Annotated in this window: 13 protein-coding genes; 10 read left to right on the forward strand and 3 right to left on the reverse strand. The window is 71.8% G+C overall.

Annotated elements, in window-relative coordinates; all coding sequences use genetic code 11:
- Positions 1–17: 17 nt before the first annotated feature.
- A complete protein-coding gene (locus ACVHNB_RS28510; RefSeq protein ID WP_456226216.1) occupies positions 18–1,703 on the forward strand; it encodes a serine/threonine-protein kinase in 1,686 nt (561 codons plus the stop codon).
- A gap of 16 nt (positions 1,704–1,719) precedes the next feature.
- Here ACVHNB_RS28510 and ACVHNB_RS28515 read toward each other — a convergent pair whose 3' ends face one another.
- Positions 1,720–2,529 (reverse strand): SGNH/GDSL hydrolase family protein, encoded by an 810-nt coding sequence (locus tag ACVHNB_RS28515; protein ID WP_428955680.1) that lies wholly within the window; start codon positions 2,527–2,529, stop codon positions 1,720–1,722.
- A gap of 288 nt (positions 2,530–2,817) precedes the next feature.
- On the opposite strand from ACVHNB_RS28515, the gene ACVHNB_RS28520 reads away from it, so the two are divergent.
- The 6 genes from ACVHNB_RS28520 (at position 2,818) to ACVHNB_RS28545 (ending at position 11,668) form a co-directional block, all read left to right on the forward strand.
- Complete coding sequence (locus tag ACVHNB_RS28520) at positions 2,818–4,035, forward strand: S8 family peptidase (RefSeq protein ID WP_428955679.1); 1,218 nt, start codon at positions 2,818–2,820, stop codon at positions 4,033–4,035.
- A 164-nt stretch (positions 4,036–4,199) separates the two neighbouring features.
- Positions 4,200–4,613: a hypothetical protein gene (locus tag ACVHNB_RS28525; RefSeq protein ID WP_456226217.1), complete on the forward strand. Its 414-nt coding sequence runs from the start codon at positions 4,200–4,202 to the stop codon at positions 4,611–4,613.
- 393 nt (positions 4,614–5,006) lie between these two features.
- Positions 5,007–5,840, forward strand: a complete 834-nt coding sequence (locus ACVHNB_RS28530; RefSeq protein ID WP_456226218.1) for a glycosyltransferase family 2 protein — start codon at positions 5,007–5,009, stop codon at positions 5,838–5,840.
- 98 nt (positions 5,841–5,938) lie between these two features.
- Positions 5,939–6,919 carry a glycosyltransferase gene (locus ACVHNB_RS28535; protein WP_456226219.1) on the forward strand — a complete coding sequence of 327 codons (981 nt, stop codon included), beginning with the start codon at positions 5,939–5,941 and terminating at the stop codon, positions 6,917–6,919.
- The gene (locus ACVHNB_RS28540; protein WP_456226220.1) at positions 6,916–7,737 is read left to right on the forward strand and encodes a polysaccharide deacetylase family protein; all 822 of its coding nucleotides are present in this window, start codon (positions 6,916–6,918) and stop codon (positions 7,735–7,737) included. Before ACVHNB_RS28535 ends, ACVHNB_RS28540 begins: the two co-directional genes overlap by 4 nt.
- Positions 7,730–11,668, forward strand: coding sequence for a lipopolysaccharide biosynthesis protein (locus ACVHNB_RS28545; RefSeq protein ID WP_456226221.1), 3,939 nt, complete (start codon positions 7,730–7,732; stop codon positions 11,666–11,668). The genes ACVHNB_RS28540 and ACVHNB_RS28545 overlap by 8 nt, the downstream gene beginning before the upstream one ends.
- Positions 11,669–11,727: 59 nt before the next feature.
- Here ACVHNB_RS28545 and ACVHNB_RS28550 read toward each other — a convergent pair whose 3' ends face one another.
- Positions 11,728–13,146, reverse strand: a complete 1,419-nt coding sequence (locus tag ACVHNB_RS28550) for a GH39 family glycosyl hydrolase (RefSeq protein WP_456226222.1) — start codon at positions 13,144–13,146, stop codon at positions 11,728–11,730.
- A 189-nt stretch (positions 13,147–13,335) separates the two neighbouring features.
- Between ACVHNB_RS28550 and ACVHNB_RS28555 the strand changes: the two genes are divergently transcribed.
- The gene (locus ACVHNB_RS28555) at positions 13,336–14,445 is read left to right on the forward strand and encodes a DUF5925 domain-containing protein (RefSeq protein WP_428955672.1); all 1,110 of its coding nucleotides are present in this window, start codon (positions 13,336–13,338) and stop codon (positions 14,443–14,445) included.
- A gap of 14 nt (positions 14,446–14,459) precedes the next feature.
- Here the strand turns inward: ACVHNB_RS28555 and ACVHNB_RS28560 are convergent, their stop codons facing one another.
- The gene (locus tag ACVHNB_RS28560) at positions 14,460–14,825 is read right to left on the reverse strand and encodes a GntR family transcriptional regulator (RefSeq protein ID WP_428955671.1); all 366 of its coding nucleotides are present in this window, start codon (positions 14,823–14,825) and stop codon (positions 14,460–14,462) included.
- Positions 14,826–14,896: 71 nt separating this feature from the next.
- Here ACVHNB_RS28560 and ACVHNB_RS28565 point away from each other — a divergent pair, with 71 nt between their 5' ends.
- Together ACVHNB_RS28565 and ACVHNB_RS28570 are read left to right on the forward strand one after the other, a co-directional pair.
- Positions 14,897–15,832, forward strand: coding sequence for a GNAT family N-acetyltransferase (locus ACVHNB_RS28565; protein ID WP_428955670.1), 936 nt, complete (start codon positions 14,897–14,899; stop codon positions 15,830–15,832).
- Complete coding sequence (locus tag ACVHNB_RS28570; protein WP_456226223.1) at positions 15,810–16,319, forward strand: DUF402 domain-containing protein; 510 nt, start codon at positions 15,810–15,812, stop codon at positions 16,317–16,319. Before ACVHNB_RS28565 ends, ACVHNB_RS28570 begins: the two co-directional genes overlap by 23 nt.
- The last annotated feature ends 12 nt before the right edge of the window (positions 16,320–16,331 follow it).

Here is a 16,331-nt window from a genome sequence, read left to right on the forward strand (position 1 = left end):
GACTTGTCTTGCCGCGAATGGGGGCACCCGTGGGTGAGCGTGTGGTCGCGGGGCGGTACCGGCTGTTCGACCCGCTCGGCGAGGGCGGGATGGGCACCGTGTGGCGGGCCCGCGACGAGGTGCTCGGGCGCGAGGTCGCCGTGAAGGAGGTGCGGGCCCCGCACGGGCTGCCGACGGCCGATGTCGAGCGGATGTACGCGCGGCTGGAACGGGAGGCGTGGGCCGCCGCCCGTGTCGCGCACCGGAACGTGGTGACGCTGTACGACGTCGCCACCGAGGACGGCCGGCCGTGGATCGTCATGGAGCTGGTGCGCGGGGTCTCGCTCGCCGACCAGCTCGACGCCGAGGGTCCCGTGTCCCCGCAGCGCGCCGCGCACATCGGCGCCGAGGTCCTGGCCGCGCTGCGCGCCGCGCACGACGCGGGCGTGCTGCACCGCGACGTGAAGCCCGGGAACGTCCTGCTGTCGAACGACGGCCGGATCGTGCTCACCGACTTCGGCATCGCCATGGTCGAGGGCACCCAGGCCCTGACCATGACCGGGGAGGTCATCGGATCGCCCGAGTTCCTCGCTCCGGAGCGGGCGTTGGGGCGTACCCCGGGCCCCGAGTCCGACCTGTGGTCCCTGGGGGTGCTGCTGTACGCGGCCGTGGAGGGGCATTCGCCGTTCCGGCAGGACACACCGCTGAGCACACTGCGGGCGGTCGTCGACGAGGAACTGCCGCCGCCGCGCCGGGCGGGGGCGCTCACGCCGGTCATCGAGGGCCTGCTGCGCAAGGATCCGGCCGAGCGGACCTCCGCGGCGGACGCGGAGCGCGACCTGCGGGTCATCGGCGCGGGCGGGACCCTGCGCGGGGGCCCGGTGCAGGCGTCGCCCACGGCGGGCATGCCGACGGTGACCTCGCTGCGGCGGCCGACGCTCCCGCCGCCCGGGCCGGTCGCGGCACCGCTCGGCGCCGGGGCGGCGACCACCGCGACGACGGACACCGCCGACACGGCTCAGCGCTCCGCGCGGCGCGCCTCGCTCGCCCTCATGTCCGGCATCGTGGTCCTGCTGCTCGCCATCGGCGGCCTCACGTACGCGCTGGTCAACCGGGACGACGGCGGCGGAGGGACCGGCGGGGGCACGTCGGACGGGGGCGGCAGCGGCGGCTCCGGCGGGGGCGGTTCGAGCGGCGGCGGGAGCTCCGGCGGCGGCTCGGGCGGCGGCAGCTCCGGTTCCGCCGACGGCAGCGGCGGCTCGGGTGGCGGCACCAGCGGTTCCGGCGGGAGCAGTTCGAGCGGGAGCGGCGCGAGCGGGGGCGGGCACACCACGACCCCGGCCCAGTCCGTGCGGGTCAGCGTCAGCGCGGTGCGGGACAGCTACTCCGGGGCGTGTCCGCCACCGGCGGCGCAGGCACCGGCGTTCGCGGCGACGATCACGGTGGGGCGCACTCCGGCCGTGGTCGAGTACCGGTGGGTCACGAAGAGCGGGGAGCCGTCGGAGCCGGGCTGGAAGACCTTGCGTCTCGGCTCGGGCGACGCGCGGAGCCGTACGGTCGACACCACGGAGACGGCGTACGAGGTGGGCGGGACGCTGCGCAACCAGATCGGCGTCGAGGTACGCAGCCCGGTCGCCGCCACCTCCAACTATGTTGCCTATTCCGTCACTTGTGAGGTGGTGACCCCGTCGACCGGAGCCACCACCGGTTCACCCGGTTACTAGGGCGCGCGCACGGATCTCAGGCAGCGGACGTGAGCACGGGCAGGTAGCCGCCCGACTGTCCCGCGGCGGTCGGGTGGTAGGACTCGCCGATGTTCGTCCAGTTCACGCTGTGCAGCCAGGAGCTGCCGGAGCAGATCTCGTGGCCGCTGAATTTGGCGGCCACGTCGCCGAAGGTGAAGCCGTGGTCGGCGGCGCGCTTGGCGGTGGTGGAGTTGAGCAGGTCGGCGGCCGAGTTGATCGCCGAGCGCTCCGCCTCGGACAGGCCCGCGATGCAGGACCCGCCGAGCTTGTAGAAGCGGGGGTAGCCGAGCACCACCACGTGGGCGGCCGGGGCCTTCGCGGTGATCGCCGAGTACACCTTGTCGAGGTTGCCGGGCAGGGTCGACGTGACGTACGAGCGCGCCTGGTTGACGCGGTTGATGCAGGTGGACTCGGACTGCAGGACACAGGTCGTCATGACGTCGGCGAAACCGGCGTCGTTGCCTCCGATGCTGATGGAGACGAGGCCGGTGCCGGAGCCGAGCGGGCCGAGCTGACCGGAGAGAACATCACCCGTACGAGCGCCCGAGCACGCGGTGAAGTTGAAGCTGGAGGGTGAGTGGGCCGCCGCCCACAGGGCCGGATACGCCTTGGTGGAGCGTTTGCAGTCGCCGCTGCCGCTGTCGTAACTGCCGGACCCGACCCCGGAGGAGTACGAGTCACCGAGGGCCACATAGCCGGTGGCGGCGGCACTTCCGGCCGCCTGCGCGGCCGTCGCCCCGGTGAGGGCGGCGGTCGCGGCGAAGAGGAACGAGGTCACGTATGCCGCAAGTCGGAAACGTCTCATGGAACCTCCCTTAGCAGGATTTCTGCCACAACTGTGGTAGCACGTCACACAGTTACCGGGAAGTACCTTTGACGGACATTCGTCGATCGTTCAATTGCAGGTACATGTCAGGGTTATGACATACCCTCAATTTCCTTGAGCTACGCCCGTAGACACCGGGAGTCTGCTGATCGGGCCGGGAACGGAACACCGCACTCCCACGGCCCGTGCGCGCCACCCAGCGCGCACCCCCCACTGACGTGCGCCGGTCGCCCGGCGCGCGCCGCCCATGAGGAGGACTCCCTCGTAATGGCACTCTCCAAAGCACTCGTGACTGCGGCCGCTTCCACCGCGGCGGCCGTCGGCCTGCTCGGCTCGCTGACCGCCCTGCCCGCCCAGGCCGCCGCCCCGGCCACGGGCAAGGTCCTCACGGCGGGCTCCGCCGAGGCGGTCAAGGGCAGCTACATCGTCACGCTTCGGAAGCCCGCGCAGAGCCCGGCCGGCGTCACGGCGGCCTCGGCCGACGGCAAGGACCTGATATCCGGGTACGGCGGCACGGTGAGGAAGACCTTCCGCACCGCCCTCAACGGCTACTCCGTCAGCGGTCTGTCGGCGGCCGAGGCCGGCAGACTCGCGGCCGACCCGGCCGTCGCCTCCGTCGAGCAGAACCAGCGCGTGCACGTGGACGCCACCCAGTCCGGCGCGCCCTGGGGCCTGGACCGCATCGACCAGAGCGCCCTGCCGCTGTCCGGCACGTACACCTACCCGGACTCGGCGGGCAGCGGCGTGACGGCGTACGTCATCGACACGGGCGTACGGATCACGCACTCCCAGATCAGCGGGCGCGCCTCGAACGGCTACGACGCCGTCGACGGGGACAACGTCGCCCAGGACGGCAACGGCCACGGCACCCATGTGGCCACCACCATCGCGGGCACCACCTACGGCGTCGCCAAGAAGGCGAAGATCGTGGCGGTGCGCGTGCTCGACAACAACGGATCGGGCACGACCGCGGGCGTCATCGCCGGCATCGACTGGGTCACCAAGAACCACAGCGGACCGTCCGTCGCCAATCTGTCGCTCGGCGGCGGCACCAGCACCACCCTCGACACGGCGGTGCGCAACTCCATCGCCAGTGGCGTCACGTACGCGATCGCGGCCGGCAACTCCGGTGCCAACGCGTCCACCTCGTCGCCCGCCCGCGTCACCGAGGCCATCACCGTCGGTGCCACGAGCAACACCGACGCGAAGGCCTCGTGGTCCAACTACGGCTCCGTGCTCGACCTGTTCGCGCCCGGCGTCTCGATCACCGCGGGCTGGAACACCAGCGACACCGCGACCAACACCATCTCCGGCACGTCGATGGCCACACCGCACGTCGCGGGCGCGGCCGCGGTCTATCTGGCGGGCCACACCAGTGCCACGCCCGCCCAGGTCGCCGCGGCGCTGGTGAACGGCGCCACCTCGGGCGTCGTCACCAGCCCGGGCTCCGGATCGCCGAACAAGCTGCTGAAGATCGTCCAGTAGTCGCGGCTGAGGATCCGTCAACTGAACTATGACGTAAGGGAGTTCCCCGGAGGCATCCGACGCCTTTGGGGAACTCCGCACATACCCGCCGCATCTTGACGCCGCCCCCGCCGCTGCGCGACATTGAAGCCCGGCATCCGGCGCGTCGGGGGGCAAAGTCGCCAATGCAGACCATAGGGATCAAGCAACCGTCGTCCGACGGTGCGGGGGAAGCACCGTCCGGCAGAGACGCGCTGCACCTGCTCGCGGGAGCGGGCGTCGTCGCGGGAGGCGCGGGCCTCGTCCTGGCGCTCTCGGGCGCGCAATCACCGCTGCGTGGACCGCTCGCGCTCTTCTTCCTGCTCGCCGCGCCCGGCGCCGCGTTCGCCGCGGCCCTGCGCGGCTTCGACCCATGGGCCCGATGTCTCGTTTCCGCCGCCGGCGCGATCGCCGTGGTGATGCTCGTGGCCCAGGGCATGCTCGCGACCCATCACTGGTCGGTCGACGGCGGGGTGATCGCCGTGGGGGCGTCGAGCGCCCTCGCCTTCCTCCTTCAATGGAGTTTCCGATTCCGTAAACGAATGGGCAAATTCCACTAGAGGGACAGCAGTTCAGGTAAAGGTCAAAACAACAAAAACGTGAGGCCTCGTTCCAGGTCTTGCCATACAGTCTCAATCATCAATACCGTCTTACATCCACCCGCATCGGTCCATCACGCAATGCGATCTAGGGGAGGGCTCAAGGTCGCGACGGTCCGGCGCGGGGCGCGGTAGGGGGGTGCCGTGCTCGGTGAGCCGCTCATCTCAGCTGTGTGGGTCGTCGAGTCGCGTGCCGCGCGACCGGTCCAACCAACCGGTGTGTTTTGCCAGCTCACCCGGCGTGCGCGGAGAGTCGTTCCGCCATGGCCGTAAGTGAGAACCCCCCTTTCGAACCGGACTTCCAGCCGGACCGCCCGGGGGCGGGCGGTCCACCGGACGAGAGGGACCAGACTCATGACCAGTTCCGTTGTGCGCCCGGAGATCCCTGACGGGACCGCTCCGTCGCCGTCGCGCATACCCGCCCAGTACCGGGCTATCTCCACGCACCTGGCCATCGCGCCACGGGTCAGCGTGGTCATTCCCGCCATGAACGAGGCGGAGAATCTTCCCTACGTTTTCAAGACACTGCCGGAATGGATCCACGAAGTCGTTCTCGTGGACGGGAATTCCACCGACGACACCGTCGAGGTCGCCCGCGATCTGTGGCCCGAGGTCGTCGTCGTGCCGCAGAGCGGGAAGGGCAAGGGGGATGCCCTGATCACCGGCTTCGAGGCCTGCTCCGGCGACATCATCGTGATGGTCGACGCGGACGGCTCCGCCGACGGCCAGGAGATCGTCTCCTATGTGTCGGCGCTGGTGTCCGGCGCCGACTTCGCCAAGGGCTCGCGGTTCGCCAACGGCGGCGGCACGGACGACATGACGCCGATCCGCAAGCTCGGCAACTGGGCGCTGTGCTCGGTCGTCAACGCCAAGTTCGGGGCGCGCTACACCGACCTGTGCTACGGGTACAACGCGTTCTGGCGGCACTGCCTCGACGAGATCGACCTCGACTGCACCGGGTTCGAGGTGGAGACCCTGATGAACATCCGGGTCGTCAAGGCGGGCCTGCGGGTCCAGGAGATCCCGAGCCACGAGTACCTCCGCATCCACGGCGCCAGCAATCTGCGCGCCGTGCGGGACGGGCTGCGCGTGCTGAAGGTGATCCTCAAGGAGCGGTCGAACCGCCGGGCCCTGCGCCGGCGCCCCGCTCCGGGTCAGCTCAACCTGGCCCGGGGGGAAGGGTCTTGACCGACAGTCATGGGACGAGGTCGCGGGGCGCCGCCCCGGACCCCGCTCCTCCCCCGCCGCGGAGGTCTGATCCGCCGACCGTCTCCGTCGTCATCTGTGTGTACACCGAGGACCGCTGGACCGACATCCTCGCCGCCGTCGACTCCGTCCGCGCCCAGTCGTACCCGGCGCTGGAGACCCTGCTCGTCGTCGATCACAACCAGGCGCTGCTCGACCGCCTCGTCAAGGAGTACAAGGAGACGGCAGGCGTCCGGGTGCTGGCGAACGCGGGGCCGCGCGGCCTGTCCGCCGGGCGCAACACCGGCATCGCCGTCTCGGCCGGGGAGATCGTCGCGTTCCTCGACGACGACGCGGTGGCCGAGCGGCACTGGCTGCGGCATTTCGCCGACGGGTACAGCGACCCGCGGGTCATGGCGGTCGGCGGGCGCACCGAGCCCATCTGGGCGTCGGGGCGCCGGCCGGTCTGGTTCCCCGAGGAGTTCGACTGGGTCGTGGGCTGCACCTACAAGGGGCTGCCGCGCGGCAAGGTCGAGGTGCGCAACGTGCTGGGCGGCAACGCGTCGTTCCGGCGCACCGCCTTCGACGCGGCGGGCGGCTTCGCCACGGGGATCGGCCGGGACGGCGACAAGCGCCCGCTGGGCTGCGAGGAGACGGAACTGTGCATCCGTCTCAGCCGGGCAAGACCGGACGCGGTGCTGCTGATCGACGACCGCGCCGTGATCCATCACCGGGTGCCGGCCGGGCGGGAGCGGTTCGCCTACTTCCGTACGCGGACCTACGCCGAGGGCCTGTCGAAGGCCCTGGTGGCCCGAAGTGTCGGCGCGGACAAGGGACTTGAGTCCGAGCGTGCGTACACCACACGGGTACTGCCGTCCGGTGTGGCCCGCGGGGTGCGCGACTTCGTGCTCGCCCGGCCGGGCGGCGCGGGACGGGCCGGGGCCATCGTGGCCGGAGTTGCGGCGGCGGCCGGTGGGTACGTTCTCGGGAGTTTTCGGGCGCGCAAGGGGGGCGCGAGCTTCTCCGTGGTGGAGATCGGCGGGGACGCCGAGGGGAGAGCGGAAGCGGAGGCGACGGCATGAGTGGGCGGCGGACGGCGGACGGGGCGCCCGTCCCGATCCTGATGTACCACGCGGTCGCCGACGAGCCGAGCCTCGCGACCCGCGGGCTCTCCGTCTCCCCCGGCCAGTTCGCCGAGCAGATGGAGATCCTGGCCGATCACCGGTGCACCCCGCTGACCACCGCCGACCTCGCCGCGATCTGGCGCGGCGGCGGCCGGGTGCTGCCCGACCGGCCCGTCCTGATCACTTTCGACGACGGGTACGAGGGCGTGCACCGCCACGCCCTGCCCGTCCTCGCCAAGCACGGCTTCGCGTCCACTCTGTTCGTCTCGACGGGATGGCTGCGCGGCACGTACGACACCGGCGGCGGGCTCGACACGATGCTCGACTGGGACCAGGTGCGGGCACTGGCCGCGCAGGGCACGGAGATCGGCGGCCACAGCCACACCCATCCGCAGCTTGACCAACTCGATGACGCGGAGCTGGAGTTCGAGCTACGGCGGTGCAAGGAGATCGTCGACGGGGAGCTGGGCGCGCCGCCCGTCTCCTTCGCGTACCCGTACGGTCACTCCGACCGCCGGGTGCGGCAGGCGGTGCGCGCCCGGGGCTTCGCCCAGTCGCTCGCCGTCGGCAACGGTCTCGCCCGCCGCCGTCAGGGCCCCTACGCCCTGGAGCGCGTCACCGTGCGCCGGTCCACCGGCCCCGCCGAGTTCGAGCGGCTGGTCGAGGGCCGCGCGATCGGCCGCACCTTCGCCAAGGACCGTGCCCTCACCAAGGGGTACGCCCTGGTCCGCAGAGCCCGACAGACCCGCCGGAAGGCAATCCGTACCCGTGTCTGACACGACGACCACCGCCGAGGCCGCGTCGGCCACGCCGACGAAAACCACGACCGAGCCGCAGGCACCGCCCGGTCGCAGACTCAGGCTGCCCGGCATGGGCCGCGGCAGGAAGGGCAACAAGGACGCCATGGGGCAGGGGGGCGGTAACCAGCTGTTCCGCAACGCCTATGCGCTGATGCTGAACACCGGCATCTCCGGCGTCCTGGGCGTCGGCTTCTGGCTGGCCGCCGCGCACTACTACTCGGCGGACTCGGTCGGCCAGGGCTCCGCCGCGATCGCGGCGATGAAGTTCCTCGCGGGCCTCACCGCCGTGACGCTGACCGGCGCGCTCGCCCGCTTCATCCCGATCGCCGGACGCGCCACGGGCAGATTCATCTTCCGTACGTACGCGGGCAGTTCGCTCGCCGTCGCGTGCGCGGCGCTGGTCTTCCTGCTCACCCTCGACATGTGGGGTCCGTCCTACCGGTTCCTGCACGGTCCGGTGAACGGGATCGGGTTCATCGCGGCCGTCATGGCCTGGTCGCTGCTCACGCTCCAGGACGGGGTGCTGACGGGGCTGCGCAGCGCGCTGTGGGTGCCCGTCGGCAACACCGTGTTCTCCACGGTGAAGCTGGGCCTGCTCGTGGCGTTCGCCGTGGCCGTACCGACGACCGGCGTGTTCGTGTCGTGGGTCGTCGCGATCGCGTTCTCCGTGGTGCCGCTGGGCTGGCTCGTCTTCCGGCGGCTCGTGCCCCGGCACATCAAGGCCACCGACGGCAAGGCCGATCCGCCGACGCTGCGCGAGATGGGGCGTTTCCTCGCGGGCGACTACACGGGCTCGCTGTTCTCGCTGGCCGTGGTCTATCTCGTGCCCGTGCTCATCGCCTCGCAGGTCAGCTCCGCCGACAACGCGTACTTCTACATCACCACCACGATCGGCGGCACGGTCAATCTGCTGGCGATCAACATGGGTGCGTCGCTGACCGTGGAGGGCTCGCACGACCCGGCGCAGCTCGCCGCGAACACCCGGGCCGCGCTGCGCCGGATGGCCCGCATCATGATCCCGATCTGCGTGCTGCTGTTCGTCCTCGCGCCGTACGTGCTGCACGTGTTCGGGCGGGACTACGCGGAGGCGGCGACGCCGCTGCTGCGCTGGTTCGCGGTCGGCGCGGCGCTGCGCGTGGTCATGGAGACGTACTTCGCGGTGCTGCGCGCGCAGAGCCGGACGTCCGGACTCGCCTGGCTGCAGGGCCTGTTGTGCGTGCTCGTGCTCGGTCTGACGCTGCTGCTCCTGCCCCGGATGGGGCTGACGGGGGCGGGCGTCGCGGAGATCTCGTCGCTGGCCGTGATCGTGGCGATCGCGGCGCCCCGGCTGTGGCGCGTCGTGCGCACCGCTCCCGCCCCGTCGCCGCTCGCCGACGACGCGGCGCCCGACGGCGACCTGGCCGATCTGGGCACCCCGAAGGTACCGGCGGGCCCGGCGGAGAAGCACGGCCCCAAGTGGGCCCTGCGGAACGCGATGGACTCGGACACCCTGCAACTCGCGGTGCAGCTCAACCTGGACCATCAGGAGCGCCGCCCGGACATCCGGCCGGGCCCGGTCACCCCGGCCCGCGGCACGCACCGGCCGACCTGGGCGGTCACGTCGCCGCTGCCGGAGCGCGCTACGGCGTCGCCGGACGAGCCCGCCTCGGCGTCACCGGCGTCACCGGCGTCGCAGGCGTCGAGCGGCGGGCACAGCGAGGGCGGGTCCGGGGGGCCGGGGGCGCGGGACACCGTGCATCTGTCGGCGGGCCGGGTCACCGAGGACCCCGGGCCGGACGAGGGTGTCGACGCGCCGTTCACCACGGAGAAACCGGCGGAGCCCGCGTCCGGTCTCCCCGCGGAGCCGGCCGAAGCCGTCGAACCGGCCGGACCGGGCCGCCGCGGCGCCCGGCTGACCCCGGCCGTCGCCGTCCTGGCGCTGCTGCTGGTCGCGGCGCTCGGCCTGTACTGGGGTCCGGTCCTCGGGATGAGCGACGCGGACCTGGACGAGATGGGCGGGCTCGGCCTGATCTCGGTCCTGTCCCCGGTGACGCTGCTCGGCGCCGCGCTGCTCATCGGCGTCTTCGCGTCCCTGCTCTGGCTCGAACGCCCGCACAAGCGGCTGTTGTTGCTGACGCTGCTCGCGACGGTCGTGTCGCTGCACGCGCTGCCCGCCGTCATCGAGACGGAGCCGCGGTTCGCGACGGCCTGGCAGCACCTGGGCTTCATGGACTACATCGACCGGACCGGCTCGGCGGTCCCCGACCTGGACGCCCGCTGGAGCTGGCCCGGCTTCTTCGCGGCGGCCGCGTTCCTGGCGAAGGCGTGCGGCGTCAGCGATCTCGGCGAGGTCATCCGCTGGTGGCCGCTGGCCATCCAACTCCTCTACCTGGCCCCGATGTTCCTGTTGCTGCGCTCGGTCCGGGCGAGCTGGCGGGCCAAGTGGAGCGGCCTGTGGATCTTCGTGCTGAGCGGCTGGGTGGGCCAGGACTACTTCTCACCGCAGGGCTTCACGTACCTCCTGTACCTGGTGTTCGTGGCCGTCCTGCTCGTGTGGTTCCGGGCGCCGCGCGTGCTGTGGACCAAGCGGCGGCCGGGCGAGACGGAGGTCGCGCCGACGGACCGCCGGCAGCGTGCGGTGCTGCTCGTCGTGCTCGTCGCCCTGTTCTCCGCGACGGTCCCGGCGCACCAGCTCACTCCGTTCGTGATGCTGGGCGTCCTCGCGGTGCTGGTCCTGGTGGGCCGCTGTGAACTGCGCGGTCTGCCCCTGCTGTTCGGCGTCATCGTCGTCGTCTGGCTCGGGTTCCTCGCGGAGCCGTACTGGTCGGGCCACTTCAACGATCTCTTCGGCGGTGTCGGCGGCGTGGGCGGCAATGTCTCGTCCTCCGTCTCCGGCCGGATCCAGGGCGGCAGTTCGACCCACAAGCTCGTCCTGTACACCCGGGTGCTCCTCGCCGGCGGTGTGATGGCGTTCGCCTGCTACGGCTGGTGGCGGCGGCGCGACTGGAAGTACCGCGAGCGGTCACTGGTCGTGCTGACCTTCGTCCCGTTCCTGGGCTTCGGCATGCAGTCGTACGGCGGCGAGATGGCACTGCGGGTCTTCATGTTCGCCCTGCCCGGCGCCGCGCTCCTGGCCGGCCTCGCGCTCTTCCCGCGCACCGGCGCGACCTCGAAGGAGCGCGACCGGGACCGGGTCAGTCTCGCCCCGCTGGCCGCGCTGATGGCGGGGCTGCTGCTGATGGGCGGCTTCCTGGTGGCCCGCTGGGGCAACGAGCCGTTCGAGCGGATCCGGCCCGGCGAGGTCGCGGCGATGGACTACGTCTACGCCCACGACAAGCCGACCGTACGGCTGCTGTGGATGAGCAACGACACCGTCGAGAACGTGACGCCGTCGCTGCCGTGGGGCGCCCGCGACATGGAGCGGGTCCAGTACGTGCCGACGCTGGCTCCCGTCGATCCGGTCCTGGTCGGCGGCCTGGTGAAGGCGCTCAAGAACGCCGGCCCGAACTCGTACCTGATGATCAACAAGAGCCAGGTCGTCTATCTGCAGCTGGACGTCGGCTACTCGAAGACGTGGCAGACCCGGCTCGTCCAGAACCTCGACGGGCGGCGGGAGCTGAAGAAGGTCTACGTCAACGAGGACGTGACCATGTACCAGCTGCGCACGGAGCCGTCCGGCGCGGTCGAGAAGGCCGACCCGGGCCCGGTCGGCCCCCAGATCACCTGGACGCCGTGGTCGGTGGTGGGCGGCCTCGCCGCGCTCGCCCTGATCGTGCTGCTGACGGCGCGCGAGGTGGTCCGGGTGGCGGCGCGTCCGAGTGTGCGTCGACTGCGCTGGCTGCAGAGCACGTTCTGGTTCTCGCTGCCGCTGCTCGCGGTGGTCCTGGCGTCGCTGATCCAGCGGTTCCTCACGATGGGCCTGCGGTAGGCCGGTCCGGCGGTGGGGCCGGACGCCTCACCGCCGCAGCGGTTGTGCGGCCGGACGCCTCACCGCCGCAGCCACTTCACCTCGTACCCCTGCATCTGGAACCGTCTGCCGTCGACCTTCGCGCTGATGGCCCGGTTCAGGGTGTTCACCACCAGGACGGCTTTGTCGTCGGCGAGGACCCGCACGTTGGGCCGGTCGTCGGCGGCGACCTTCACGCTCTCGTACCTCGTCCCCGGTCCGAACTCCTCGTTGAACCGCGACACCAGGTCGTACATGGGAAGCGGTCCGCCCCCGGAGGCGCGGTCCGTGGGCCGCCACATGCATCCGGCGCACGAACCGCCCTTCTCCGTCTCGGGGTTCCAGTAGAACCCGGAGACGGCGCCGCCCTTGGCCATGGCCATCAGGCCGGCCGCCTGGACGGCGACGCGGTGCGGCTCGCTCCAGCCCTTGCGGTCGTCGTTGCTGTCGGCGGGTTCCACGTAGTACTCGGCCCACCACAGCGGCAGGTTCCCGGTCTCCCGCTCGATCCACTTGCCGACCGCCGTGAACTTGTCGGTGGCCGCGAACTCGTCGGGCAGCATCTCGTCGTCGTTCGTGTAGCTGGAGCCGTCGACGACGACGAAGTCGGCGCCCGCCTTGTTCTTGTTCCAGTAGTCGAAGGCGTCGACGATCCGCCGGTCCATGCGCCCCCAGGCGCCCTTCGCGACGTCGGACGTGCCCTCGGTCTGCTTCGGGCTGAGGCTGTCCATCACCAGGTAGGGGCCGCCGACCTTGATGTCCTTGTCGACCTTCTTCAGCGCTCTGTGGACCAGGTTGTAGAGCTTGGTGTAGCCCTCGTAGTCCCAGCGGTCCTCGTCGTCGTTCCAGAAGCCCTTGAACTCGTTCCACACGATGAAGTGCCGTACGTCGGGGTAGCGCTTGGCGACCGTGGCCGCGAGGTTCGCGTAGTCCTGGAAGTGCTCGGGGTCGGGAGCCTTCTCCAGATTCGACTGGCTCCAGTTCGTGTGGTCGACGCCGGATCTGCCGCCCTTCATCCAGTCCGGCGCGCAGCACAACGTCATCACCGGAGTGCCGCCGGAGTTGCGGATGAAGGCCATCCGGCTGTCCAGCGCATCGAAGTCGTATCTCCCCTTCACCGGCTCGGGGTTGTCCGCTCCCCAGCCCATGATGGCCTCGTTCTGCGGCAGCGGCCGTTCACCGAGCAGCTTCTGGGCGCGCTCGGTGGCCGCGCCGGAGCCCTCGTCGGCGGAGTGCTCGGTGTGGGTGAAGCCCCATCCGACCGCGGGGCCCGTCGCGGAGGGCACGGCCGGCGTGCCGTACACCTTGTCGCCGTCGGGCGTGGTGCCCGCGATGCTGCCCTGGTTGTCAGGAAGGGTGCTGATCACCGTCAGCACCAGAGCCAGAGCGGCCGCCCCCACGCCGAGCAGAGCGGCGAGCCGCCACCGCCCTACCCCCGAATTCCACTCATGACGTCCCATCAAGGGCAAGGGTAACGAGACCAGTTGACGGAGGAACAGGCTCCGTTGCCACAGGATCGTCACAGGCCGCCCGCGGACGCCGCCCCCGGGTGCGATCGTCACGCCGGTGCGTGCGTCGTGCCGCGGTGCGCCTGTGACGCGCTGCGCAATTCCCGTGCGAGCGGGCCGTTCGTGCCGGATCATGGCGGCATGTCTGCGAACCCATTCGACGCGCTCCCGGTCAGGCTGGGCGTCGACGACAGCGACTCGCCCGCCGATGTCGTCGACGCGCTGTTCCTCGGCCGCTTCGCCACGGGCGAGCAGCCCCACTCGCACGCGGTGAACATCGACCGGGTCCGGTCCGGGGTCACGCTGCTCCCGCCGGACGCCCGCATCCTGCGCTCCGCGCGCGACGACGACCGCAGCGCGACGCTCGCCGAGGGCGACGGCTGGACCCTGCTGATCTCCCGGTGGAACCGCGGCGCGGACGTCACCGTGACGGCGACGACGCCCGAGCTCGCGGAGAAGGTCCTCGGGCAGGCGACGGACGGCGCGACCGACGAGCCGGAACCGCAGCCGGAGAACGTGACGATGGGGTTCTGGTACGTGTCACCGCGGCGCGGCCCGCACCGCACGACCCGGCAGATCTCGGCGGGCACGTGGGACGAGGTGCGGTCCAACTACACGCAGCCGGTCGCCGAGGCCATGGGCCGGCTGATGAAGACGCGGCCGGACGACATCGCGGGCCGGCTGCTGTTGCTGCACGGCCCGCCGGGCACGGGCAAGACGTCCGCGCTGCGCACGCTGGCCCGCTCCTGGCGCGACTGGTGCCAGGTCGACTGCGTGCTCGACCCCGAGCGGCTGTTCTCCGACGTCGGCTACCTGATGGACATCGCGATCGGCGAGGACGACGGGACGGCGAAGGGCCGCTGGCGGCTGCTGCTCCTGGAGGACTGCGACGAGCTGATCCGCGGCGAGGCGAAGCACACGGCGGGCCAGGCGCTCTCCCGGCTGCTGAACCTGACGGACGGCCTGCTCGGCCAGGGGCGCAACGTCCTGGTGGGCGTCACCACCAACGAGGACCTGGAGCGCCTGCACCCCGCCGTGGTCCGCCCCGGCCGCTGCCTGGCCCGCATCGAGGTGGGTTCGCTGACCCGCCGCGAGGCGCTGGACTGGCTGGGCGAGGACGTGCCCGGCCGGGAGGAGGCCGTCGGCCGCGACGGCGCGACCCTCGCCGAGCTGTACGCGCTGCGCCGGGGCGTCTCCCCGACGGCGGTGCCGGACCAGCGGGGCGGGGCGGACGCGGGACTGTACCTGTAGCCGCCGGACACGGCCTAGGAGTAGGCCGCGCGCACCGCGTCCCGGGCCGCGGCCAGTGCCGCCGCCTCGGACAGGCCGAGGCGGCGGGCCCGTTCGGCGTAGGCCTGCGCGGCGGCCGACGCCTCGCGCTCGGCGGCGTCCCCGGCGGCGGCGACGAACGTGCCGTTGCGCCCGCGCGTCTCGATCACCCCGTCCGCCTCCAGCGCCCGGTACGCCTTGGCCACGGTGTTCGCGGCGAGTCCCAGCTCCTCGGCGAGGCCGCGGACGGTGGGCAGCTTGTAGCCGACGGGCAGGGCACCGGCCCTGGCCTGCTCGGAGATCTGGGCCCGCACCTGCTCGTAGGGTGCGGCGCTGTCGTCAATGCGGATCTTCAGGGTCACGCGCCCGATTGTCCCGCAGCGCCGGAAAATGAGAGGCACCCGGGCGGGGACGGCGCGTAGCGTGCGACGCCATGACCGTGATCGTCCGCGCCCTGCGCCCCGACGACCCGGCGGACACCGGGGCCTTCGCCCGGATCCGCCGCGCCTGTCTGCCGTGCATGCTCGCCACTCCCGCCTCCGTCGCGCACGACGCGGCGCACACTCACCCCGGCGCCCGCTACCTTCAGCTGGTGGCGGTGGCCGACGACGGCGGGCCGATCGGGACGGCGCAGGTCGGTGTCGCGCACGACAGCCCGGAGCCGGGCCAGGGCTACGCCAACGTGTACGTGGACCCGCGGCACGAGGGCCGCGGCGCGGGCAGCCTGTTGCTGCGGACCGCGGAGGAGCACCTCGCTCGGCACGGTGCGACGCGGGTGTACTGCTGGTCCCTGGACGGCCCGCGGAACCTGGCGTGGGCGGCGGCCCGCGGTTACCGCAGGAGCCGCTCGGCGCACTTCCTCCGCCTCGATCTGACGGCGGACGCCCTGCCGCCCCTGCAACCCGCGCCGCCGGGCGTCGAGTTGCGTACGGCGGCGGACTTCGCGGCCGACCCGCGCCCGCTGTTCGCGCTGGACGCGGAGACGGTGGCGGACGAGCCGAGCGACCTCGGGGCCGAACCGGCCGACTACGAGGACTGGTTGACGCACACCTGGCGCCATCCTCTGTTCAGCCCCGGGCTGACGACGGTGGCGGTGGTGGACGGCCGCCCGGCCGCGTTCACGCTGGCCCGTACGGACGGCGAGGGCCGCTACGCGACCGGGATGACCGGCACGGCCCGCGCCTTCCGCGGCCGGGGCCTGGCCAAGCTCGCCAAGAACGACTCGCTGCACCGGGCTCGCGCGGCCGGCTGCGCGGTGGCGTACACGGGCAATGACGCGGGCAACGAGCCGATGCTCGCGATCAACCGATGGTTCGGCTACGAGATCGACGCGACGGAGGTTCGCCATGTCCGCACCCTCGACTCCTGATCCGGTTCCCGGGCCGGTGAAGGTGACGCTCGTCAAGGCGGGCCGCACGAAGATCGGTTATCCGGCGGAGCTGTTGTCGGACGACGGCACGCACATCGCCGTGCGCGCCGCCTGGGCGGGCGAGGGCGTACGGGACTTCGGCTTCGTGCGCTTCGAGCCGGGCGATGTGTTCACGGAGCACTACTGGCGCGACCGCTGGTACGCGGTCAAGGAGGTGCGGGCGGGCGACGGCACGGTGAAGGGCTGGTACTGCGACATCACCCGCCCCGCGGTCCGCGACGGCAGCGGTGACATCGTCTGCGAGGACCTGGATCTCGACCTGTGGGTGTCCGCCGACGGCACGCGGGTGATCCGGCTGGACGAGGACGAGTTCGCGGACAGCGGCCTCGCCGAGCGGGACCCGGCGGCCGCCGCCGCGGCGACGCGGGCCCTGGACGAGCTGGAACTCCTCGCGCAGGGCGAGGAGTTCACTGCGCTGCTGCGCTGAGCGGACCGTGGC

The organism is Streptomyces sp. YJ-C3 (assembly GCF_053891275.1).